We start from the raw sequence: 20,725 nt of genomic DNA on the forward strand, positions 1-20,725 counted from the left end.
CGTGCCCGAACTGCCAGGCACCATTGAAACTGTGCGAACGATGTCACTGGCTGGGTTGAGAGAAGAGGTATCGGCGCAGTGACCGCTTTCCACGGATCGTTCTTGCGAGTCAAAGACCACGAGGGGCGTCAGCACGAGCTGATGCTGACCCCTGACCAGCAGCGCATCACCATCGGCCGTTCCCCGCAGGCCGATCTGTCGCTGTTCTGGGACGTCGAGGTGTCCCGGCTGCACGCGACCGCCGAATACCTGGGCGCGCACTGGACCATCGTCGACGACGGGCTTTCCCGCAACGGCACTTTCGTCAACGGGGATCGCCTGGTCGGCCGCCATCGGCTGCAACCGGGCGACGTGATCCGCATGGGCACCTCGCGGGTCACCTTCCACGACTTCTCCGGCGCCGCAGGCGATATCACGCAGACCTCCACCGGCGGCCTGCCCACGCTGCGCTCGCTCACCGAAACCCAGCGCTCGGTGCTGGTGGCGCTGTGCCGCCCGCTGCGCGGCAATGACGGTTTCGCCTCCCCGGCCTCCAATCAGCAGATCGCGGCGGAGTTGTTCCTGAGCGTGGATGCCATCAAGACGCATCTGCGCGCCCTGTTCGCCAAGTTCGGTGTGGAGGATCTGCCGCAGAACCAGAAGCGGGTGCGGCTGGCGAACCTGGCCATGCAGTCCGGCGTCATCTCCGAACGCGACCTCTGAATCCCTGACCTGGACGCTCGCTGATGCGCTCGAGCGTTTCAGCGATGTTGTGCTGCGCTCCCGGGCGGTTGACTGTAAACAGTTGATCCCCCGAGGTTTTCGGGAGCAAGTCAGTCAGGAGATAGAGATGAACGCGCTTCGCATTGCCGCCCTGGTGGCCGCGATCCTGTCCACGGGCCTGATCGCGGGACTGTTCTACGGCTACGCGAATTCGGTCATGCCGGCGCTGAACCAGGTCGACGATCGCACCATGATCGACGTGATGCAGCGCATCAACGTGGTGATCATCAATCCGGTGTTCATGATCGGGTTCATGGGCACCGTCGGTTTCTCGATCCTGGCGGCGGCCCTGCACCTGGGCAAGGACCAGCGCGCCACGCTGATCTGGATCGGAGTCGGCCTGGTGCTCAATCTGATCGCCTTCGCGGTGACCTCGGGCCTGAACGTGCCGCTCAACGACCAGCTGGCCGCGGCCGGTGACCCGGCGCAGATCACCGATCTGGCCGCGGTGCGCGCCCAGTTCGAATCCTCCTGGGTGCGTTGGAATATCGTCCGCGGCGTGCTGCACGGCCTGGCCTTCCTGGTGCTCTGCGGCGCGCTGTTCGTGTCCGGTATGCAGCGCGGTGAGGCGAAGGCGCAGGGGCCGGTGCAGTCCGCGGCTCCGGTCGCGGCCGCGCAGAACTGGGCCCGGTAGCGCCCGCCGGTTTCGCCGAAGCGCCCGCCGCATCTCGCGGCGGGCGTTTTCGCGTTTCCGGAGCCCATCTGTGGGCCGTAGCCGAATTGTTGGAGTAACGCGTTGTAATAGTTACCCGCTGGTACGGCCGTCAACTGCGATGTTCCCCCGTTACATTGCCCGAAACGCGTTTCAATTTGGAGGGGTTCATGCAACGGCTGCGTCAACGGCGCGTGCCGCGATCAGTGCTGGTTCTGGCGGTTCTCACCGCGTTATGGGCCACAGTGAGCGGTACCGCGCGGGCGGAATATCCCGTCGACTACAACTTCTTCGCGGGCATTCCCTACGAGCTCGCGAATCCGGGCGGCTCCCTGCCCGGCTCCAACGACTGGTCCTGCCGCCCCAGCGCCGCGCATCCGAATCCGGTGGTGCTGCTGCACGGCACCGCCGGTGGCGCCCAGACCAATTGGGGCGCGTACGTCCCGCTGCTGGCCAATGAGGGCTACTGCGTCTTCGCGCTCACCTACGGCGCGCTGGATGTGCCCTGGCCGTTGTCGGCCATGGGCGGTATGCGCCCGCTGTCCGAAAGTGCCGCGCAGGTCACGACTTTCGTGAACAGCGTGCTGGCCGCGACCGGAGCCGGGCAGGTGGACTTCATCAGCCACTCGCAGGGCAGTCTGGTCGGCAACTACTTCGCCAAGAGCCCGGAAGGCGCGGGCAAGGTCGGCGCATTCGTCTCCATCGCGGGCCCGTGGCTGGGCGCGTACGGCGAGCAGATGGACGTCTGGCGCACCATCGGGCAGCGGCTGGGCGTCGCGGCCGAGGATCTGGACAGCATGGTCTCCGGCGGAATCTGCATGCCGTGCAGCGAGATCATGGGCGGATCGGCCTACATGCGGGAGGCGAACGCCGACGGCGTCTATGCCCCCGGCGTCCGCTACACCAATATCGCCACCGTGTACGACGAGATCGCCTACCCGTACACGAGCGGTCTGGTCGAGGGCCCGAATACGGTGAACATCGTGGTGCAGGACGGTTGCCCGGCCGATTTCTCCGAGCATCTGGCCATCGCGGGCAGTCCCCGGGCCGCCGCGTACGCGCTCAACGCCCTCGATCCGGCGCATCCGCGACCGGTTCCGTGTGAGTTCATCCCGCCCTTCACCGGGTAGCTCGCGGCGCTGTTCGCTGTGGGCGTAGCCGGGTCGGAAACGAACCCGGCTACAGGCCCGTTATGGATGAATGAGTCACGTTGTCGCCTGTTCGCAATAGGGTGGACGGACGACGTGCGTGACCCCTGCCAACTAGAGTGGAGGCGGGGGATGCAACCCCAGGGCTTCATGGCAGGCTGGCGTCAGTCATAGGCACTGAAGCGCCGGATGCCGTTGATAGCGGAGCAGGAAGTGAGGGAGCGATGTTCGAGAGGTTCACCGACCGTGCACGGCGGGTCGTTGTCCTGGCCCAAGAAGAAGCCCGGATGCTCAACCACAACTACATCGGCACCGAGCACATCCTGCTTGGCCTCATTCACGAGGGTGAGGGTGTCGCCGCGAAGTCGCTGGAGTCGCTGGGGATTTCGCTGGAGGGTGTGCGTTCGCAGGTAGAGGAGATCATCGGGCAGGGCCAGCAGGCGCCGTCCGGTCACATCCCCTTCACGCCGCGGGCCAAGAAGGTGCTGGAGCTGAGCCTGCGCGAGGCGCTGCAGCTCGGCCACAACTACATCGGCACCGAGCACATTCTGCTCGGCCTGATCCGCGAGGGTGAGGGTGTCGCGGCGCAGGTGCTGGTCAAGCTGGGCGCGGATCTGAACCGCGTGCGCCAGCAGGTCATCCAGCTGCTGTCCGGATACCAGGGCAAGGAGCCGGTCGAGTCCGGTACCCGCGGCGAGACGGGCACCCCGTCCACCTCGCTGGTGCTGGATCAGTTCGGCCGCAACCTGACCCAGGCCGCCCTCGAGGGCAAGCTCGACCCGGTCATCGGCCGCTCGAAGGAAATCGAGCGCGTGATGCAGGTGCTGAGCCGTCGCACCAAGAACAATCCGGTCCTGATCGGTGAGCCCGGCGTCGGTAAGACCGCCGTCGTGGAGGGTCTCGCTCAGGCCATCGTCAACGGCGAGGTGCCGGAGACGCTCAAGGACAAGCAGCTCTACACCCTCGACCTGGGTTCCCTGGTCGCGGGCAGCCGCTACCGCGGTGATTTCGAGGAGCGCCTGAAGAAGGTGCTCAAGGAGATCAACACCCGCGGCGACATCATCCTGTTCATCGACGAGCTGCACACCCTGGTGGGTGCGGGCGCGGCCGAGGGCGCGATCGACGCGGCCTCCATCCTCAAGCCCAAGCTGGCTCGCGGTGAGCTGCAGACCATCGGCGCCACCACCCTCGACGAGTACCGCAAGTACATCGAGAAGGATGCCGCGCTGGAGCGTCGTTTCCAGCCGGTGCAGGTGGGCGAGCCGACGGTCGAGCACACCATCAACATCCTGAAGGGTCTGCGCGACCGGTACGAGGCGCATCACCGCGTCTCGATCACCGATGCGGCGCTGGTCGCGGCGGCCACCCTGGCCGATCGCTACATCAACGACCGCTTCCTGCCGGACAAGGCCATCGACCTGATCGACGAGGCCGGCGCCCGCATGCGCATCCGCCGCATGACCGCGCCGCCGGACCTGCGCGAGTTCGACGACAAGATCGCCGATGCCCGCCGCGAGAAGGAAAGCGCCATCGACGCGCAGGACTTCGAGAAGGCCGCGCGCCTGCGCGACAAGGAGAAGCAGCTCGTCGCCAAGCGTCAGGAACGCGAAAAGCAGTGGCGCTCCGGTGATCTGGACGTCGTGGCCGAGGTCGACGACGAGCAGATCGCAGAGGTGCTGGCCAACTGGACCGGTATCCCGGTGTTCAAGCTCACCGAGGAGGAGACCACCCGTCTGCTCCGCATGGAGGACGAGCTGCACAAGCGGATCATCGGCCAGGAGGATGCGGTCAAGGCCGTGTCCAAGGCCATCCGCCGCACGCGTGCCGGTCTGAAGGATCCGAAGCGTCCGTCGGGCTCGTTCATCTTCGCCGGTCCGTCCGGTGTCGGTAAGACCGAGCTGTCGAAGGCGCTGGCGAACTTCCTGTTCGGCGACGACGACGCGCTCATCCAGATCGACATGGGCGAGTTCCACGACCGCTTCACCGCCTCGCGTCTGTTCGGCGCCCCTCCGGGCTACGTCGGCTACGAGGAGGGCGGCCAGCTCACCGAGAAGGTGCGCCGCAAGCCGTTCTCGGTCGTGCTGTTCGACGAGATCGAGAAGGCCCACCAGGAGATCTACAACACCCTGTTGCAGGTCCTCGAGGACGGCCGCCTGACCGACGGCCAGGGTCGCACGGTCGACTTCAAGAACACGGTGCTGATCTTCACCTCGAACCTCGGTACCTCCGACATCTCGAAGGCGGTCGGCCTCGGCTTCGCCCAGAGCAATGTCGAGGGCTCGAACTACGAGCGCATGAAGCTCAAGGTGAACGACGAGCTGAAGAAGCACTTCCGCCCCGAGTTCCTCAACCGCATCGACGACGTGATCGTCTTCCACCAGCTGACCCAGGATCAGATCATCCAGATGGTGGACCTGATGATCGGCCGCGTCGCCAAGCAGCTGAAGAACAAGGACATGGAGATCGAGCTGACCGAGAAGGCCAAGAGCCTGCTCGCCAAGCGCGGCTTCGACCCGGTGCTCGGCGCGCGCCCGCTGCGTCGCACCATCCAGCGCGAGATCGAGGACCAGCTGTCGGAGAAGATCCTCTTCGGCGAGCTCGGCGCCGGTCAGGTCGTCGTGGTGGATGTCGAGAACTGGGACGGCGAAGGCCAGGGCGAGGCGGCGAAGTTCACCTTCACCGCCAAGGCCAAGCTGACCAAGAAGGATGCTCCCGCCGAGGAGCCGGTCGTCGCCGTCGCCGGTGACGCTCCGGCCGCCGCGGCCGGCGAGTAATCCGGCAGGTTCGACCACGGAAGCCCCGCTCATCCTCGTGGTGGGCGGGGCTTCCGCATACCGGGACCCGAAAATCAGTGGCGGCCGGACAGTCTCTTCACGGATGCTCGAAACGAGTCATCCGATGAAAGGACCCCATGCTCACCGACAGTCAGGTAGCGGACTTCATTACCGACGGATTCGTGAAGCTGGAGAACGCCTTCCCCCGTGAGGTGGCCGAGGCCGGACGCGAGATCCTCTGGAAGGCAACCGGCTGCGACCCGGACGACCCCTCCACCTGGACCCAGCCGGTGCACCGCTTCGGCGATTTCTCCATGTTCCCGTTCGTGGCCGCCGCCAATACCCCCGCATTGCGTGAAGCGTTCGACCAGCTGGTCGGCCCGGGCCGCTGGTGGCCGCGAAACAGCTTGGGCGGCTTCGTCATCCGTTTCCCCAGTGATCAGAATCCCGGCGACGACGGCTGGCACGTCGACGCCAGCTTCCCCAGCGACGACCCCGACGCGGAACCCTTCGACTACCTGCGCTGGCGGGTCAATCTGACCTCGAAGGGCCGCGGCCTGCTCATGCTCTTCCTGTTCTCCGATGTCGAGCCCGATGACAGTCCCACCCGCATCCGGGTCGGCTCCCACCTGCGTCTCGCGAAAGCCCTGGAACCGTTGGGCGACAAGGGCGCGGCCGTCGTCGACGAACCTCTGGTCGAGGTCTACAACTCGACCGCGGACCTGCCCGAGGCGTACGCCACCGGCCGCGCCGGCGACGTCTACCTCTGTCATCCCTTCCTGGTCCACGCCGGCCAGGCTCATCACGGCAAGAACCCGCGTTTCCTGGCCCAGCCTCCGTTGCAAACTCTGGAACCGTGCGTCCTGGACCGCCCAGACGGCGCGTATTCGCCTGTGGAACAAGCGATTCGGCTGGGGCTGGGCAAGTAGTCCGAGTGCCTACCGGAACCGGGCGAGGATCGGGGCGAAGGCTTGGGCGAGTTCGCCGGGGACCAGCAGTTCGTCGATGCCGTACTTCTCGCGGCGCTGTTCGAGCAGGGCGGCGGCCTCGGCGGGGTCGCCGGGCAGGAGGGCGGCGGCATTGGCCTCGCGCAGCCGCTCGATGGTGATTCCCATGTATTTGCTCATGTAGAAGGGGATCTGGTCGCCAACAGCGACGGCCTGCAGGCTGAAGCCGATGGGGCGGTCGGTGTGATCGCGTACGGTGGCGACGATCTGGGCGAGGTCGTCCTCGGTGGCGGTGGGGTCGACGGCGAGATGGACGCGATCGGCGAGTTCGGCTGCCGTGGCCAGCATTTTCGGTCCGGAGGCCGCGATCACGATGCCGGGTGCGGGTTGCACGGCCGCCCGCACCGCTTCGATGGTCTCGATCAGCTGCCGCCGCCGCTCACCGGCGGAACCCCAGGTCACGCCGAGCTTTTCGGCTTCGGCCTGGGCGTCGGGGCGTCCGGTGCCCATGCCGAGTTCGAAGCGTCCGTCGGAAAGTAGTTGCAGCGCAGCGGTTTCCCGCACGGTGGCGGCGGCGGTGCGCATCGGGGAGGCCAGGACATTGGGGCGCAGGCGGAGGGTGCTGGTGACTGCTGCCGCTGCCGCCAGGGCCGGGAACGGTGACGGCGTGTACAGCGTGTCGGGCAGCAGTACCGTGCCGTAGCCCTGCTGTTCCGCGGCCTGTACCGCGCTAACCCATTCGGCGCCGGAGCGGGGTGCGAGGACGATTCCGAAGTTCATGCTCATACTCCGAGCATGCGCCGATCCGATTGTCGCGGAATCGGTTCGGAAGCGGTGATCCGGCTACGTCCGGATACGTACGCCAAGGACTTGACCCGGTGTTTCATAAGGTCGCGAGCGTACGCTCGAGGACATTCATCTGCGTCCGCTCGGGGGGTACACAATGACAGATCCGGATCTCACACTCATCGCCGTTCTGCTGGATCGGTCCGGTTCCATGCAGACCATCAAGTCCGATACCGAGGGCGGTTTCGCCGCCTACATCGACCAGCAGCATCAGGTCCCCAAGCGGATCGAGGTGACCCTGGCCCAGTTCGACACCGAGTACGAACTCCTCTACGCCAACCGCCCGCTGCACCAGGTCCCCGCGCTGGACCTGAAGCCGCGCGGCATGACGGCCCTCTACGACGCAGTGGGCCGCCTGATCACCGATGTCGGCGCCGAACTGGCGGCCCGCCCCGAGCCCGCCCGCCCGGGAACCGTCATCGTCGTGGTCCTGACCGATGGCCACGAGAACTCCAGTAAAGAGTGGTCCCACGCGGCGGTGAAGGCCCTGATCACCCAGCAGCAGGAGATCTACCGCTGGAACTTCCTGTTCCTCGGCGCGAACATGGACGCCGTAGCCATCGGCACCGGCATGGGTTTCGGCCCCCAGCAATCCATCACCTATTCCACCGGCTCCCGAGGAGTCGAAGGCGTCTTCCGCGCCGCCTCCGCCTACACCGCCCGCCTGCAGGCGGCCCCGCCCGGCTCCCGCCTCGTCGACGGCTTCACCGACGAGGAACGCGAACAGTCCAACCCCGGCCGCTGACTACTGCCAGCCGGGGCGGACCAGGCCGGATTCGTAGGCCATGACGACCAGCTGGGTGCGGTCGCGGGCGTTGAGTTTCAACAGGATTCGGCTGACGTGGGTGCGGGCGGTGGCGGGGGACATGTAGAGGCGTTCGGCGATTTCGGCATTGGTGAGGCCCTCGGCGACCAGGGTCATGACTTCGCGTTCGCGGTCGGTGAGTTCGGTGAGGTCGGCGGTGGGGGCCGGTTTGGCGTGGGTGGCGAATTCGGCCACCAGGCGTTTGGTGACGCTGGGGGAGAGCAGGGCTTCGCCGCCGGCGACGACTCGGACGGCTTTCACCAGGTCGGCTGGTTCGGTGTGTTTGACCAGGAAACCTGTTGCGCCGGAACGCATTGCCTCGAACACGTATTCGTCGAGTTCGAAGGTGGTGAGGACGACGACCTTCACGTCGGCGAGGGCGGGGTCGGCGGCTATGGCGCGGGTGGCGGCCAGGCCGTCGAGAATCGGCATGCGGATATCCATGAGGACCACGTCGGGGGTGAGCTCGCGGGCCAGGGTGAGGGCCTGCTCGCCATTGTCGGCCTCGCCGACCACCTCGATATCGTCCTGGGCGTCGAGCAGAGCGACGAAACCGGCGCGGACCAGGGCCTGATCGTCCGCGATGACGACTCGAACGGTCACGGTGCCTCCTGATGCGCGGACATGCCGAAACTACGCGGCGGGTTCGGGGTGTGCCAGATGGACGGGCAGGCGGGCCTCCACGTGGAAGCCGCCGTCGGGCTTGGGTTCGGCCAGCAGTCGCCCGCCCAGGGCGGTGGCGCGTTCGCTCATGCCGACGATGCCGTGGCCGCCGCTGGGGGCGGTGCTCACCGGGGTGGTGGCGGGGCGGGTGTTGTCGATCGCCACGAACAGCCGCTCGGGTGAATACCGCACGGTGACAAGGACACTCGCGCCGGGAGCGTGCCGCACCACATTGGTGAGGGATTCCTGCACGATGCGCGCCGCCGCCACGTCCACCACCGAGGGCAGCCGTTGCGGGACGCCGGTGACGATGCTGCGCACCTCGAGTCCGGCGGTGCGGGCCGGCTGGATCAGCCCCTCGATCTCGCTGATGCGCACTGTCGGCGCGGTCGGCGCGGGCACGGTGGCGGTGCCGGAGCGGATGGAACGCAGCAGCGCGTTCACCTCGCCGAGTGCGTCCTTGCTCGCGGACTTGATGGCCGACAGCGCCGTCGCGGCCTGCTCGGGCTTGCGGTCGAGCAGCTCCAGCGCCACCGAGGACTGCACGTTGATGAGCGAAAGACTGTGTGCCAGCACATCATGCAGTTCACGTGCGATGGCCAGGCGTTCCTCGCTGGCCCGGTGTTCGCGCTCGGCGAGCTCGCGAGCGCGTTCGGCCCGCTCGCGTTCCCGCTCGGCCTGCTCGTTGCGGCGCGCCTCCTCCTCGCGTTCGCGCCGGGCGGCGACGGCGAGGCCGCGTTGCCGGATGCCCTCGGCAATGGCGATGAGCACCACCAGCCAGGCCAGCAGCCCGAACTCCTGCCACACGGTGGTGTCGTAGCCGCGCCACCCGGGCACCGGCCACACCATGAGCAGATAGCCGACGCCGACCAAAGGGTAAGTGGCCCAGCGGGATCCGATGATCCCCGCGGTCAGGAAGGCGATGATGAGCGAGAAGAAGACCGGTCCGTAGCCGTATCCGACGAGCAGATACGCGGCGCTGACCGCCAGCACCCCGTAGAACACCGGATGCGGGTACCGCCGCCGCACCGTGAGCAGCAGTGGACCGGCCACCAGCAGCGCATATCCGAGTGCGTCGAGCGACCGCAGGCCCGTCTGATTGTGATTCGCGGCGACCCCACCGCCGACCTGCACCACGGCGACGATCAACGCCAGCAGTACGTCCCACCCTTGTGCGGACATCTTCCCCATAGCTGCACGGTAGCGCTGTACGCTCCGAATCGGCAGCGCCTCGGGCCGAAATACGTCCAGATACGTACGTCCGATCGCGCGCCGCGGCGGATGTGTCCGTGCAGGTCGGAGCGGATTCTTGAAGCCATGAACGAAGCGATTGTCACCACCGACCGGTTGACCAAACGCTACGGCTCCCACACCGCCGTGGACGCCGTGCGCATGAGCGTCCGCCGCGGTGAGATCTATGGATTCCTGGGCCCGAACGGCGCCGGCAAGACCACCACGCTGCGCATGCTGGTCGGCCTCATCCGCCCCACCGAGGGGACGGCGACGGTGCTCGGCCGGCCGCCCGGCGATCCGGAAACCTTGCGCCGCATGGGCGTTCTCATCGAGGGCCCGGGCTTCTACCCGTATCTGTCCGGCCGCGACAACCTGCGGGTCATGGCCCGCTACCGTGGCGTCGGCAAGGACGGCGTCGAGGAGGTCCTGGACCGGGTCGCCCTCACCGCCCGCGGTGACGACAAGTTCCGCACCTATTCACTCGGCATGAAGCAGCGTCTCGGCGTGGCGGCGGCCCTGCTCGGCCGCCCCGACCTGCTGATTCTGGATGAGCCCACCAATGGCCTGGATCCGGCCGGTATGGCCGAGATGCGGGAGCTCATTACCGGTTTGGCCGCCGACGGGCACACCGTCGTGCTGTCCAGTCACCTGCTCAGCGAAGTGCAGGAGATCTGTGATCGCGTCGGCGTCATCTCCGGTGGACAGCTGCTCACCGAATCCACCGTCCGGGAATTACGCGGCGCCGCATCGCTTTTCGTGCGCGCCGAACCCCTCGAACTGGCCTTCCCCGCGGTGCGTCGCGTGGTCGGAGACCGGTCCGCGCTGCTGACCGCCACCGGCATCAGGGTCGATGCCGGCGTGGCAAAGGCGCCGGCGGTGGCGCGCGCGGTGATCGAGGCGGGCGCGGACCTGCTGGAACTGCGCACCGATGAGAAGTCCCTGGAAGAAGTGTTTTTCGAAATGACGGAGACGGCGAAATGAACGACCTGATCTCGAGCACCCGCGCGGAACTGCTGCGGCTGCGCAAGTGGCCCGCCTTCTGGATCGTGCTGGGCGTCTGGATTCTGCTGAACCTGACGTTCGCGTACCTGTTCAACTACCTGGCCTACACCACCGGCGACAGCTCCCGCATGTCGAACGGCCAGCCGCGAGAAGTCTTGTTGCAGTTGATGCTTCCCGCTGCCGTCCCCGAGGTCTTCACGCAGGGCATGGCCATGTTCGGCGGCGCGCTCATGCTGGTGCTGGGTGCGCTCGCGGTGGGCAGCGGCTACGGCTGGGGCAGCTGGAAAACCGTTCTCACCCAGGGGCCTTCGCGAGTCGCCGCGCTCGGTGGCATGGTGAACAGCCTGGCGGTGACGGTGGTGTCCCTGGTGGTCGTGGCCTTCGTGGTCGACACCGGCGTGGCGGCGCTCATCGCCGCCACCGAAGGCCAGTCCCTGGCGCTGCCCGCCGTGAGTAAGATCCTGGCCGGAATCGTCTCGGGCTCAGCGATTCTGGGCATGTGGACGTTGGCCGGGGCCTTCATCGGTGCGATCGCCCGCGGCCCGGCGCTCGCGGTCGGCCTGGGTCTGGTGTGGGTGCTGGTGGTCGAGAACCTGCTGCGGGGTGTGGCCGGAATCTTCACGCCCATAGAGGTTCTCACCGATTACCTGCCGGGCACCGCCGCCGGTTCCCTGGCCGGTTCGATGCGCACCACGGGCGGTCCGGCCACCCCGGGTGTCGTCGACATTCTCACCCGCACGGAATCGCTTGTCGCCCTGGCGGTTTACGTCGCGATCTTCGCGGCGGGCACGGTTTTCCTGATCCGCCGTCGTGACATGGTCTAACTCAATACGCCGTGGGCGAGCCTGCCGAGCGCGGTCTTGATCTCTTCCGAGGTCAGGCCGCGCTCCTTCTGGTGCAGGTACACCTCCGCCGCCAGCGGCGCGAGCAGCGGCTCGACGAGCGAATCGGGTTCCGGCACACCGGCTTCCGTCGCCAGCGTGCGCACGTGCACCCGCCAGAACTGATAGGCCCCGGTGGCGAAGCGCGCACTTCCGGTTTCCGCGCCGAGCACCAGATTGGCATGCGCGTCCAGCAGGTCGATCATGGCGGCGTAGAAGGCGGCGAGCCGTTCGGCCGGTGGCGCGCCCGGCCCCAGCGGCGGCGGCCCGGACAGCAGCTGTTCCTGCACTGTGCGCTCGTACTCGTCCAGCAGCGCGACCGCGATCGAGACGACGTCCGGATACCGCCGATACAGCGTGCCGCGCCCGACCCCGGCGGCCTTGGCGATGTCGTCCATGGTGACGCCGCGTGGGTCGCGCTCAGCGAACAGTCCGGCGGCGGCCTCCAGGATCTTGGCTCGATTGCGGGCTGCGTCCGCTCGTTCCGCGGGTGCGGTTCCGGGTGTCGAGGGCTGACCGAGCAGCGGCAGATCGGCGGATTTCATGAGGTCACTGTAGCTCGGAAGGGAATAAGTGGACAAGATGTCCACTTGTGTCTACTGTTGCGAACAGCAAACGGACACAGTGTCCACTTGATTGGAGACCTGCTCATGACCACGCTGCTGCACCTCGACTCCAGCGCCCGCCGCAACTCCCTCAGCCGCGAGGTGAGCGCCGCCTTCGCCGACGCCTGGCGCGCCGAGCACCCGAACGGCCGCTACATCCACCGCGATCTGGCCGCCGACCCCGTCCCCTTCATCGGTGAGGGCTGGACCGAACTCTGCGACCGGGTACTCGCGGCGGGCCGCACCGACTTGGATCGGCTTGCGGCCCTGGTGGATTCGCCCGCCCAGGTCGAGGCGTGGGCGATCGTCGAACCCCTGCTCACCGAGGTCCGCGCCGCCGACGTGGTGCTCATCGGCACCCCGATGTACAACTACTCGATCCCGGCCGGCCTCAAGGCGTGGCTGGACCAGATCACCTTCCCGCGAATGTCGTTGGCCCCCACCCGTTTCGTGGTCGCCACCGCGCGCGGCGGCGCGTACTCCCCGGGCGCGCCCAAGGCGATCTACGACTATCAGGAGCGCTACCTGCGCGACTTCTTCGCCGGTCATTTCGCCGTCGAGGACACCGTCTTCATCAATGCGGAACTGGGCAATTCGCGGCAGGACCCGAATCTGGCGCACCTGCGCGACCAGCACGACGCGTCCTACGCCGCCGCCCTCGACACCGCTCGCGCACTCGGCAAGGAGTACTGAAATGCCCTGGCTCATCCTGGGTTTGGCCGGTCTGGTGGAGATCGCGTGGTCGCAGTCCATCAAGCCGACCCAGAATTTCACCAAGCCGCTGGCCACGCTCATCTGCCTGGTGCTCATGGCCGGTGCGGTGTACCTGCTGTCGGTGGCCATGCAGTCGTTGCCGGTCGGGACCGCCTACGCGGTATTCACCGGGATCGGCGCGGTCGGTGCGATCACCATCGGCATCGTGGTGCAGAAGGATCCGCTGTCGGCCGGACGCGTGCTGGCGCTGGCCATGATCATCGGCGGCATCGTGCTCGCTCACGCCACCAATCCCGAGTGACGACGCGGTCGGACGGTATCGTTCGCGCCCATGGACGTCGCACCTGTTCGGCCTCCGGATCTATCCCAGCGGCCGTTCTTCCTCGCCGTCGAAAGAATCATGGCGGCCTCACCCGACGAGCTCTACCGCATGTGCACCCGGCAATTGGGCCTCTGGTTCGCCGATCCCGGTTCGGTGCTCATGCATCAGCCCGCGGTGAACGAGACCTTCTTCTTCACCGCGGGCGGCGGGCATCCGCACTACGGCCGTTTCCTGAGATTGCTCCCCGAACGCCTCATGGAGGTCACCTGGGTGACCGGCGAAGGCGGCACCGAGGGCGCGGAAACCATTGTCACCATTGAACTCTCACCGCACGGCGCGGGCACGGCGCTGCTGCTCACCCATGCCGGATTCCCGAACGCGGCGGCCCGCGACCGGCACGAGAAGGCGTGGCCCAAAGTTCTGGAGCAGCTGGATCAGCGTGCCACCGCGGCCGTGTGAAGCGCGCCACCGCGACCGCGTGACACGGAGTAGGTTCTAGCGGTGAAGCTTCCGTAGATGAAAGGACAGTGATGCCCACTCGTAGCGCACGCACCGCGTGGACCGGCGGACTGCAGGACGGTTCCGGACAGGTCGAGCTGGTCAGCTCGGGCGTCGGCAAGTACGACGTCTCCTTCCCGAAGCGTTCGGCCGACAATGCCGACGGCACCACCAGCCCGGAAGAGCTGATCGCGGCCGCGCACTCCTCCTGCTACTCGATGGCGCTGTCGGCGCAGATCGGCAATGCCGGTGGCACGCCGCAGAGTCTGGACGTCACCGCCGATGTCACCCTCGGCCCGGACCCGGCCGGCGGCTTCCGCATCTCCAAGATCAAGCTGACCGTGGTGGGCCGCGCCGCCGGCATCGACGAGGCCGGCTTCCTGGCCGCCGCCGAGGCCGCCAAGGCGGGCTGCCCGGTGTCGAAGGCGCTCACCGGCGTCGACGACATCGAACTGGATGCCACCTTCGAGGCCTGATCCTCCCGGTGCCGGTCCGGACGCCGCACTGCGATTCCGTCCGGACCGGATAACCGGCGCTCTCTGCGAAAGTCCTTCCTGAACTGCGGTTTTCGGTGTCCGATCGACCGGAGCCGGACAATCGCCGCCCGTTTCGCCCGCCCCGGATTCCTACTCTCCGATCAGCGACAAAAGCTGCATTCGGAGGGGGAAGACAATGGGGAAAACGGCGACCATAGCGGTTCCGGAAGAGGGGCGGGGGGCCGATTCACTACCGCGCGTACTCGCGCTGGACGCGGCCCGCGCCATTGCGGTGCTCGGCATGTTCGCGGTTCATATGGGTCCGAGTACGGAGCTGTCGGACCAGGCCTCGTGGCTGAGTGTGTTCGAGGGCCGGGCATCGGCACTGTTCGCCGTGCTCGCCGGCGTATCGGTGGCGCTGCTGTCCGGCGGCGACCGGCCCACGCGTGATCGGACCCGGCTCGGCGCGCTGCGGATCGCGGTGCGCGCGGTGCTCGTCGTGCTGGTGGGTCTCGCACTGGCGCAACTGGAGTCGAGCATCGGGGTCCTGATCATCCTGGTCTACTACGGCCTGTTCTTCCTGTGCGCGCTGCCGCTGCTGCGCTTGCGGGGGCGGACTCTGGCGCTGATCGCGGTGGTGTGGGCGGTCGCCGGGCCCGTCGTGTCGTTTCTGATTCGAAGCCCCATGGAGACGACCTACCTGGGGAATCCGACCTTCGACATGTTCACGTCGCTGACGGGCGTACGGGCGCTGGCCGAATCGCTGCTGCTCACCGGCATCTACCCGGTGATGACCTGGATGCCGTTCATCATTGCCGGAATGGCCCTGGGCCGCATCGGAATCCGGTCGGTGCGACCGGCCGCGGTGATCGGGCTGGGAGCCGTGCTCGCGGTGCTCGGACACGGCGGATCCTGGGTGGCGCAGCAGGTGCTGGGCGGACGCGACCGCCTCGTCGAAGTGATGCTGCCGGAAGCCGCCGAATTGGGGCTCTCCGACTCCTACCTGGACCTCGTGCTCGATGGGAGCAGCTTCGGCACGGTGGGCACCAACAGCTGGTGGTGGCTGACGATCGACACGCCGCACAGCGGGACGCCGTTCGACATCTTCGCGGTCACCGGCTCGGCACTGCTGGTGATCGGCGTGCTGCTGCTGGTCACCCCGCGAGCACACATGGCGCTGCGGCCCTTGATCAGTGCCGGTTCCTGCGCGCTGTCGCTCTACATCCTGCATCTGGTGGCGCTCTGGGTGCTCGCGCCGCTGCCCGACTACAGCGCGATCATCGACTACGCCTCGCTCGAGGAACTTCCTCCGCCGCCCAGCGGAATTCACGAGCCGGGATGGTCGATGCTGGGGTTGGTGGCGATCGGCGGGGTGGTGCTGGCGACCCTGTGGCGTAGCGTCTTCCGCCGCGGTCCGGCGGAATGGCTGCTCCACGGCGTCAGCCTCGGTATCGCGAAACGGGTCGTGCCGGTTGCCGAGCGGCGCCGCCGCCGGGAACTCGCACAGTAGGAGCATAGGAGTGGTCCCCGGCTGAATCCATTGTTGGCCGGGGGTTAACTATTTCGTCTATTTATTGCGGATAAACAGGGATCGGCCTCGCCATGCGTACGTTTTCGCAGCTAGCGTCGTAATCGTGGTTGAAACCGTGATTGAGAAGGCTGATGCTGGAAGTTCGCTTCCGCGTGTGCTCGCGCTCGATGCGGCACGCGGAATCGCGGTGCTCGGTATGTTCGCGGTGCATGTGGGACCGCAGGGCGACATGCCTGGAGCCTCCTGGCTGACCGTTTTCGCGGGCCGCTCGGCTGCCCTGTTCGCGGTGCTCGCGGGCGTCTCCCTGGCACTGCTCTCCGGCGGTGATCGCCCCTACACCGGAATCGCGGCCCGCCGCAGCATCGTTCGCATCGCCGCGCGGGCGGTGCTCATCGCCCTGCTGGGTCTCGCACTGGCGCAACTGCATTCCGGTATCGGGATCATGCTCATCCTGGCCTACTACGGGCTCTACTTCCTGCTGGCCCTGCCGCTGCTGCGGCTGTCCGCGCGCACGCTCGCGCTGCTGGCGGCGGGGTGGGCGGTCGCGGGACCCGTCGTGTCCTTCTTGATCCGAAGTCATATGGAGCAGAACAGTTTCGGTGGCAGCCCCAGCTTCGAGATGCTCACCTCGTGGTCGGGCGTACGGGAGGCGGCCGAGATGCTGGTGCTCACCGGCGCGTATCCGGCGCTGACCTGGATGCCCTTCGTCCTGGCCGGAATGGCGTTGGGCCGGTGGGGAATCCGCGCGGCCCGCCCACTGCCGGTGATCGTGACGGGTGCGGGTCTGGCCTTGCTCGGTTACGGCGGATCGTGGCTGCTGCAGCATCCCGGCGGCGGCCGCGCGCAGCTGCTCGACCTGCTCACGAGCGCGCTGGCCACGAACGGCGGCACCGATATCGACGCGGGACAGATCATCGATGCGGGCAGCTTCGGCGCGGTATCCACCACGAGCTGGTGGTGGCTGACGGTCGCCACCCCGCACAGCGGCACCCCGTTCGAGATCGTGGGTGCGATCGGTGTGGCGTTCCTGGTGATCGGCGTCCTGCTGGCGGTCGTGCCGCGAGCGGAAACGGCGCTGCGGCCCCTGATCTACGCCGGTTCGTGCGCGCTGAGCCTCTACATCCTGCAGGTGGTGGCGGTCAGCGTGCTGGTGCCGATTCCGGATCCGGATGCCATCGAGCTGCCGTCCGGCATCCATGCCCCGGGCTGGGAACTGCTGGCGCTGCTGGCCATCGGCGCACTGCTCGCGGCAACCCTGTGGCGCAGCGTCTTCCGCCGCGGTCCGGCGGAATTGCTGCTCCACAGGGTCAGCATGGGTCTTACGAAAGCGCTTGTGCCCGATCCCGCGTCGCGAATTCGGTGAGCGCCGCGAAGGCCAGCCCGAGTGCGATCCACAGCGTGGCGGTCTGCGCCAGCGAGGACACCCGGAACTCCCACAGCAGCGTGGCCGGGAAGTCGGACTTCACCTCGTTGACGCCCGGCAGCGCGATGTAGCCGATGGCGACGACAAGGACGAACGCCGCCACTCCGCCGATGAAACGCACTGTGTCCAGCTGCTTTTCGAGCAGCTTGTACACGTACACGCCCACCCCGACGGCGGCGAAGCCGAGCAGCACCGACGCGAACCACAACCAGGTGCGGTCGGTGATGGTCTCCGGATCGCCCACGGCGGGCGGATTGGCCGGGTACTTGAAGAACGGCACCAGGGTGTACGCCACCCAGCCGCCGGCCGCGAGACCGAGCGCGAGCTTCGTCCCCGACATGGTGGTGTACCGGCGCGCCACATTCGCGGCGACCGCGTAGATCGCGCCGAGGGCCAGTCCGGCCAGGCTCAGCGCCAGGAACAATCCGAACTTCTGTCCGGTCCGGCTCACGAGGGGTTCTTCCTCGTCGCCGTGCGAATGCCCACCGGTCTCGGTGGACTCGTGCGAATGCCCGTCCGTGGCGGGCTGGGACTGAGCTTCCTCGATGGCGATGGCCGCGTTGATCTTCGGTTCTCCGATGAAGAATCCGACGGTGCCGGCGAGCAGGCCGGCGATGAGGCCGGCCAGCAAGCCACGCAGCAACAGCGTCTTGAGTGAACCCGTCAGTTCGGCGGAATCACTCAGTGGCACGGCACGCCCAGCAGGTGTCGTCCGTCGTGCATGAGCTCGTGCATGAACATGCCGCTGCGCGAGATGGCGCCCTGATCGAAGCCGACCAGGTACAGCGTGAGCAGTGCGAAGAGAACGACCGCGGCGGAAACGAGCAGCGCCTTGAGGGCGTCGCCTTCCCGGCTGGGGTTGTGGACGATAGCCATTCGAGCCTCCTTCGGGATTTCGCGTCCCGTCGAGTTGGGTGCGACGGTTCCGGTGTCTGGCTCTCCCGGCACCCGAACTGCTCGAAATGCTTGGATTACAGTGGCGCGACCGCCCCGGATTCCCACCGGGTTACACGTCACCGTCGCTTACTTCACCCCGAAGAGTGACATCCGAGCTGGCCCGGCGTCAATATGAGGCCCTATCAGGCGTTCTTCGCCGCCACATCGAGGACGACCTCGAATTCGAGCAGGGACGCGCCCGTGGAGACCGGCTTGCGATCCGAACCGGCGTGCGCGGCGCGCGCCGGGCCGTCGCGCCAGGCGGCGAAGGAGTCCTCGGAATCCCACTGCGTGACAACGAAGTAGCGGTTGTCGCCCGCGACGGGGCGCAGCAGCTGGAAGCCGAGGAATCCGGGCGAGTTCTCCACGGCGTGCGCACGCGCGGCGAAGCGGCTCTCCAGTTCGGGGCCCGCGCCCTCGGGAACCTCGATTGCGTTGATCTTGACGACTGCCATGGGTCGAGGCTACCTCGCACGGCGGGGGAGAAAGGGAGCGATATGGTCTGCGAGATGTTGTACGACGAAGGCGGCTCGGGCACACCGATTCTGCTGCTGCACGGGTTGATGGGCAGTGCTCGCACATGGCGTTCGCACCTGGACTGGTTGCGCGAGTTCGGGCATGTGTACACCTTCGACGCGGCCGGGCACGGACGTCCCGCACCGGCGGAGCTGACCACCGAGGCGTTCGTGGACGATCTCGCCCGGGCCACCGCGGCGATCACCGAACCCATGGTGGTGATCGGACATTCGATGGGCGCGCTGCACGGATGGGTTTTCACCGCGGCTCATCCCGAGCGTGTCCGCGCGCTCGTGGTCGAGGACATCGCGCCGGATTTCCGCGGGCGCACCGCCGCGAACTGGGCGGCCATGATCGCGGCCTGGCCGCAGCCGTTTCCGGACGCGGATTCCGTGCTGGATTTCTTCGGCCCGGTGGCCGGTCGCTACTTCCTCGACTCGTTCACGCACGGCCCCGACGGCTATCGCCTGCACGGCGAGGTGCCGACCTTCCGCGATATCTCCGAGGAGTGGGGTTCGCGCGATTTCTGGGCGCAGTGGCAGTCGATCACCGTCCCGGCGCTGCTCATCGAGGGTGAGCACACCATCACCCCGCCGGGTCAGATGCGGGAGATGGCCGCGGTGCATCCGAATGCCCGGCATGTGGTGATCGCGGACGCCGGGCATCTCGTGCACGACGATCAACCCGCTGCCTACCGGGCCGAAGTCGAGGGGTTTCTGCGCCGCGTCCGCATTTGAGGGCGGGTGCCTTCAGTCATCGGTGGGTCGCGTCGTATGCTCGGCTCGCACGCCAACTCGAACGAATGGTGACCACCGATGATCGACTTCACGATTCCTGCCGAACTCGCCGCCGAACGTGACCGGGTGCGGCAGTTCGTCATCGACAAGATCGTTCCCTTCGAGCGCGATCCCCGCCTGACCGCGCACGGCCCCAATGACGAATTGCGCCAGGAACTGGTCGAACTCGCGCGCGCCGAAGGCCTGCTGACCGTTCAGGCCCCCAAGGAGCTGGGCGGTCGCGGCCTCACCCACGTCGAGCAGGCCGTGCTCTACGAGGCCTCCGGCTGGTCCACGCTGGGCCCGGTCGCCATGAACTGCGCCGCCCCCGACGAGGGCAATATGTTCCTGCTCTCCAAGATCGCCGACGAGGAGCAGACCAAGCGCTACCTGCAGCCGGTCATCGACGGCCACCAGCGCTCCGTCTTCGCCATGACCGAGCCCGGCGGCGCCGGCTCCGACCCCAACCAGCTCGCCACCGCGGCCACCTTCGACGGCGAGAACTTCACCATCAACGGCCGCAAATGGCTGATCACCGGCGCCGACGGCGCGAAGACCTGGATCATCATGGCGCGTCTGGCCGCCAACCCGCACCTGCCCGAGGGTCCGACCCTGTTCCTCTGCGACGGCGACCAGCCCGGCATCGTCATCGAACGCATCATGAACACCATGGACCGCAACTACGTCGGCGGCCACGCGGTGGTGAACTTCGAAAACCTGGTGCTGCCAAAGGATTCCGTGCTCGGCGAGACCGGCCAGGCGCTGCGCTACGCCCAGCTGCGCCTGGCCCCCGCGCGCCTCACGCACTGCATGCGCTGGCTCGGCGCGGCCGAACGCGCCCAGGCCATCGCCATCGACTACGCCAAGACCCGCACCGCCTTCGGCAAGCCCATCGGCGAGCACCAGGGTGTGTCGTTCCTGTTGGCGGACAACGAGATCGCGCTGCACCAGTGCCGCCTCACCATCTGGCACGCCTGCTGGCTGATGGATCAGGGCGAGAAGGCGCGGCACGAGTCCTCCATCGCCAAATCCTATGTCTCCGAAGAACTTTTCAAGGTGACCGACCGCTGCGTGCAGGTGCTCGGCGGCATCGGCATCTCCGACGAGACCGTGGTGGAGATGATCTTCCGCGACATGCGCGCCTTCCGCCTCTACGATGGCCCCACCGAGGTCCACAAGTACGCGATCGGACGTCAGATCCTGAGGGGGTAGCTA

At 67.2% G+C, this 20,725-nt stretch carries 23 protein-coding genes; 16 read left to right on the forward strand and 7 right to left on the reverse strand.

Annotated features, from left to right (window positions below; all coding sequences use genetic code 11):
• Positions 1 to 141: 141 nt before the first annotated feature.
• The 5 genes from H0264_RS03475 (at position 142) to H0264_RS03495 (ending at position 6,265) form a co-directional block, all read left to right on the forward strand.
• On the forward strand, positions 142 to 702 hold the full coding sequence (locus H0264_RS03475) for an FHA domain-containing protein (RefSeq protein ID WP_231087219.1): 561 nt from the start codon (positions 142 to 144) through the stop codon (positions 700 to 702).
• 127 nt (positions 703 to 829) lie between these two features.
• The gene (locus H0264_RS03480; RefSeq protein ID WP_181582618.1) at positions 830 to 1,396 is read left to right on the forward strand and encodes an anthrone oxygenase family protein; all 567 of its coding nucleotides are present in this window, start codon (positions 830 to 832) and stop codon (positions 1,394 to 1,396) included.
• Positions 1,397 to 1,584: 188 nt separating this feature from the next.
• The gene (locus tag H0264_RS03485) at positions 1,585 to 2,544 is read left to right on the forward strand and encodes an esterase/lipase family protein (protein WP_181582619.1); all 960 of its coding nucleotides are present in this window, start codon (positions 1,585 to 1,587) and stop codon (positions 2,542 to 2,544) included.
• 242 nt (positions 2,545 to 2,786) lie between these two features.
• A complete protein-coding gene (locus H0264_RS03490) occupies positions 2,787 to 5,336 on the forward strand; it encodes an ATP-dependent Clp protease ATP-binding subunit (RefSeq protein ID WP_181582620.1) in 2,550 nt (849 codons plus the stop codon).
• 137 nt (positions 5,337 to 5,473) lie between these two features.
• Positions 5,474 to 6,265, forward strand: coding sequence for a phytanoyl-CoA dioxygenase family protein (locus H0264_RS03495; RefSeq protein WP_181582621.1), 792 nt, complete (start codon positions 5,474 to 5,476; stop codon positions 6,263 to 6,265).
• Positions 6,266 to 6,274: 9 nt separating this feature from the next.
• Here H0264_RS03495 and H0264_RS03500 read toward each other — a convergent pair whose 3' ends face one another.
• Entirely contained in the window at positions 6,275 to 7,069 is a 795-nt protein-coding gene (locus H0264_RS03500; RefSeq protein WP_231083923.1) for an LLM class flavin-dependent oxidoreductase, read from the reverse strand.
• A 157-nt stretch (positions 7,070 to 7,226) separates the two neighbouring features.
• Between H0264_RS03500 and H0264_RS03505 the strand changes: the two genes are divergently transcribed.
• Positions 7,227 to 7,874, forward strand: coding sequence for a vWA domain-containing protein (locus H0264_RS03505; RefSeq protein ID WP_181582622.1), 648 nt, complete (start codon positions 7,227 to 7,229; stop codon positions 7,872 to 7,874).
• Here H0264_RS03505 and H0264_RS03510 read toward each other — a convergent pair whose 3' ends face one another.
• Together H0264_RS03510 and H0264_RS03515 are read right to left on the reverse strand one after the other, a co-directional pair.
• Entirely contained in the window at positions 7,875 to 8,537 is a 663-nt protein-coding gene (locus H0264_RS03510) for a response regulator (RefSeq protein ID WP_181582623.1), read from the reverse strand.
• A 30-nt stretch (positions 8,538 to 8,567) separates the two neighbouring features.
• A complete protein-coding gene (locus H0264_RS03515; RefSeq protein WP_181582624.1) occupies positions 8,568 to 9,788 on the reverse strand; it encodes a sensor histidine kinase in 1,221 nt (406 codons plus the stop codon).
• Between the two features lie 126 nt (positions 9,789 to 9,914).
• Here H0264_RS03515 and H0264_RS03520 point away from each other — a divergent pair, with 126 nt between their 5' ends.
• Positions 9,915 to 10,811, forward strand: coding sequence for an ABC transporter ATP-binding protein (locus H0264_RS03520; protein WP_181582625.1), 897 nt, complete (start codon positions 9,915 to 9,917; stop codon positions 10,809 to 10,811).
• Positions 10,808 to 11,656: an ABC transporter permease gene (locus H0264_RS03525; protein ID WP_181582626.1), complete on the forward strand. Its 849-nt coding sequence runs from the start codon at positions 10,808 to 10,810 to the stop codon at positions 11,654 to 11,656. Before H0264_RS03520 ends, H0264_RS03525 begins: the two co-directional genes overlap by 4 nt.
• On the opposite strand, the gene H0264_RS03530 is transcribed toward H0264_RS03525, so the two are convergent.
• Positions 11,653 to 12,258 (reverse strand): TetR/AcrR family transcriptional regulator, encoded by a 606-nt coding sequence (locus tag H0264_RS03530; RefSeq protein WP_181582627.1) that lies wholly within the window; start codon positions 12,256 to 12,258, stop codon positions 11,653 to 11,655. The two genes, H0264_RS03525 and H0264_RS03530, sit on opposite strands and share 4 nt — an antisense overlap.
• A 105-nt stretch (positions 12,259 to 12,363) precedes the next feature.
• On the opposite strand from H0264_RS03530, the gene H0264_RS03535 reads away from it, so the two are divergent.
• The 6 genes from H0264_RS03535 (at position 12,364) to H0264_RS03560 (ending at position 17,222) form a co-directional block, all read left to right on the forward strand.
• A complete protein-coding gene (locus H0264_RS03535; RefSeq protein WP_181585267.1) occupies positions 12,364 to 13,011 on the forward strand; it encodes an FMN-dependent NADH-azoreductase in 648 nt (215 codons plus the stop codon).
• A 1-nt stretch (position 13,012) separates the two neighbouring features.
• Positions 13,013 to 13,333 carry a DMT family transporter gene (locus tag H0264_RS03540; RefSeq protein ID WP_181582628.1) on the forward strand — a complete coding sequence of 107 codons (321 nt, stop codon included), beginning with the start codon at positions 13,013 to 13,015 and terminating at the stop codon, positions 13,331 to 13,333.
• A 30-nt stretch (positions 13,334 to 13,363) separates the two neighbouring features.
• Positions 13,364 to 13,813, forward strand: a complete 450-nt coding sequence (locus H0264_RS03545) for an SRPBCC family protein (RefSeq protein WP_181582629.1) — start codon at positions 13,364 to 13,366, stop codon at positions 13,811 to 13,813.
• Between the two features lie 71 nt (positions 13,814 to 13,884).
• Entirely contained in the window at positions 13,885 to 14,328 is a 444-nt protein-coding gene (locus tag H0264_RS03550) for an OsmC family peroxiredoxin (protein WP_181582630.1), read from the forward strand.
• A 196-nt stretch (positions 14,329 to 14,524) separates the two neighbouring features.
• Positions 14,525 to 15,838 carry a heparan-alpha-glucosaminide N-acetyltransferase domain-containing protein gene (locus tag H0264_RS03555; RefSeq protein WP_181582631.1) on the forward strand — a complete coding sequence of 438 codons (1,314 nt, stop codon included), beginning with the start codon at positions 14,525 to 14,527 and terminating at the stop codon, positions 15,836 to 15,838.
• A 175-nt stretch (positions 15,839 to 16,013) separates the two neighbouring features.
• On the forward strand, positions 16,014 to 17,222 hold the full coding sequence (locus H0264_RS03560; RefSeq protein ID WP_181582632.1) for a DUF418 domain-containing protein: 1,209 nt from the start codon (positions 16,014 to 16,016) through the stop codon (positions 17,220 to 17,222).
• Here H0264_RS03560 and H0264_RS03565 read toward each other — a convergent pair.
• From H0264_RS03565 to H0264_RS03575, 3 genes are all read right to left on the reverse strand, one after another.
• A complete protein-coding gene (locus tag H0264_RS03565; RefSeq protein WP_181582633.1) occupies positions 17,179 to 17,973 on the reverse strand; it encodes a CbtA family protein in 795 nt (264 codons plus the stop codon). The genes H0264_RS03560 and H0264_RS03565 overlap by 44 nt on opposite strands.
• Positions 17,964 to 18,158 (reverse strand): CbtB domain-containing protein, encoded by a 195-nt coding sequence (locus H0264_RS03570; protein WP_181582634.1) that lies wholly within the window; start codon positions 18,156 to 18,158, stop codon positions 17,964 to 17,966. The genes H0264_RS03565 and H0264_RS03570 overlap by 10 nt, the downstream gene beginning before the upstream one ends.
• Before the next feature lie 203 nt (positions 18,159 to 18,361).
• Positions 18,362 to 18,673, reverse strand: a complete 312-nt coding sequence (locus tag H0264_RS03575) for an antibiotic biosynthesis monooxygenase family protein (protein ID WP_181582635.1) — start codon at positions 18,671 to 18,673, stop codon at positions 18,362 to 18,364.
• A gap of 54 nt (positions 18,674 to 18,727) precedes the next feature.
• Between H0264_RS03575 and H0264_RS03580 the strand changes: the two genes are divergently transcribed.
• Positions 18,728 to 19,471 (forward strand): alpha/beta fold hydrolase, encoded by a 744-nt coding sequence (locus H0264_RS03580; RefSeq protein WP_181582636.1) that lies wholly within the window; start codon positions 18,728 to 18,730, stop codon positions 19,469 to 19,471.
• A gap of 78 nt (positions 19,472 to 19,549) precedes the next feature.
• A complete protein-coding gene (locus H0264_RS03585; RefSeq protein ID WP_181582637.1) occupies positions 19,550 to 20,722 on the forward strand; it encodes an acyl-CoA dehydrogenase family protein in 1,173 nt (390 codons plus the stop codon).
• Positions 20,723 to 20,725: the final 3 nt, after the last annotated feature.

Origin of the sequence: Nocardia huaxiensis, from assembly GCF_013744875.1 — a bacterium.
Lineage (GTDB): Bacteria > Actinomycetota > Actinomycetes > Mycobacteriales > Mycobacteriaceae > Nocardia > Nocardia huaxiensis.

What these genes read in the sequence shown, in the direction of transcription:
- H0264_RS03580 (WP_181582636.1), top strand. Translation starts at nt 18,728, where the DNA reads ATGTTGTACGACGAAGGCGGCTCGGGCACACCGATTCTGCTGCTGCAC.
- H0264_RS03535 (WP_181585267.1), top strand. Translation starts at nt 12,364, where the DNA reads ATGACCACGCTGCTGCACCTCGACTCCAGCGCCCGCCGCAACTCCCTC.
- H0264_RS03475 (WP_231087219.1), top strand. Translation starts at nt 142, where the DNA reads ATGCTGACCCCTGACCAGCAGCGCATCACCATCGGCCGTTCCCCGCAG.
- H0264_RS03490 (WP_181582620.1), top strand. Translation starts at nt 2,787, where the DNA reads ATGTTCGAGAGGTTCACCGACCGTGCACGGCGGGTCGTTGTCCTGGCC.
- H0264_RS03505 (WP_181582622.1), top strand. Translation starts at nt 7,227, where the DNA reads ATGACAGATCCGGATCTCACACTCATCGCCGTTCTGCTGGATCGGTCC.
- H0264_RS03480 (WP_181582618.1), top strand. Translation starts at nt 830, where the DNA reads ATGAACGCGCTTCGCATTGCCGCCCTGGTGGCCGCGATCCTGTCCACG.
- H0264_RS03500 (WP_231083923.1), bottom strand. Translation starts at nt 7,069, where the DNA reads ATGAGCATGAACTTCGGAATCGTCCTCGCACCCCGCTCCGGCGCCGAA.
- H0264_RS03545 (WP_181582629.1), top strand. Translation starts at nt 13,364, where the DNA reads ATGGACGTCGCACCTGTTCGGCCTCCGGATCTATCCCAGCGGCCGTTC.
- H0264_RS03495 (WP_181582621.1), top strand. Translation starts at nt 5,474, where the DNA reads ATGCTCACCGACAGTCAGGTAGCGGACTTCATTACCGACGGATTCGTG.
- H0264_RS03585 (WP_181582637.1), top strand. Translation starts at nt 19,550, where the DNA reads ATGATCGACTTCACGATTCCTGCCGAACTCGCCGCCGAACGTGACCGG.
- H0264_RS03515 (WP_181582624.1), bottom strand. Translation starts at nt 9,788, where the DNA reads ATGGGGAAGATGTCCGCACAAGGGTGGGACGTACTGCTGGCGTTGATC.
- H0264_RS03485 (WP_181582619.1), top strand. Translation starts at nt 1,585, where the DNA reads ATGCAACGGCTGCGTCAACGGCGCGTGCCGCGATCAGTGCTGGTTCTG.
- H0264_RS03555 (WP_181582631.1), top strand. Translation starts at nt 14,525, where the DNA reads ATGGGGAAAACGGCGACCATAGCGGTTCCGGAAGAGGGGCGGGGGGCC.
- H0264_RS03575 (WP_181582635.1), bottom strand. Translation starts at nt 18,673, where the DNA reads ATGGCAGTCGTCAAGATCAACGCAATCGAGGTTCCCGAGGGCGCGGGC.
- H0264_RS03525 (WP_181582626.1), top strand. Translation starts at nt 10,808, where the DNA reads ATGAACGACCTGATCTCGAGCACCCGCGCGGAACTGCTGCGGCTGCGC.
- H0264_RS03530 (WP_181582627.1), bottom strand. Translation starts at nt 12,258, where the DNA reads ATGAAATCCGCCGATCTGCCGCTGCTCGGTCAGCCCTCGACACCCGGA.
- H0264_RS03550 (WP_181582630.1), top strand. Translation starts at nt 13,885, where the DNA reads ATGCCCACTCGTAGCGCACGCACCGCGTGGACCGGCGGACTGCAGGAC.
- H0264_RS03520 (WP_181582625.1), top strand. Translation starts at nt 9,915, where the DNA reads ATGAACGAAGCGATTGTCACCACCGACCGGTTGACCAAACGCTACGGC.
- H0264_RS03540 (WP_181582628.1), top strand. Translation starts at nt 13,013, where the DNA reads ATGCCCTGGCTCATCCTGGGTTTGGCCGGTCTGGTGGAGATCGCGTGG.
- H0264_RS03570 (WP_181582634.1), bottom strand. Translation starts at nt 18,158, where the DNA reads ATGGCTATCGTCCACAACCCCAGCCGGGAAGGCGACGCCCTCAAGGCG.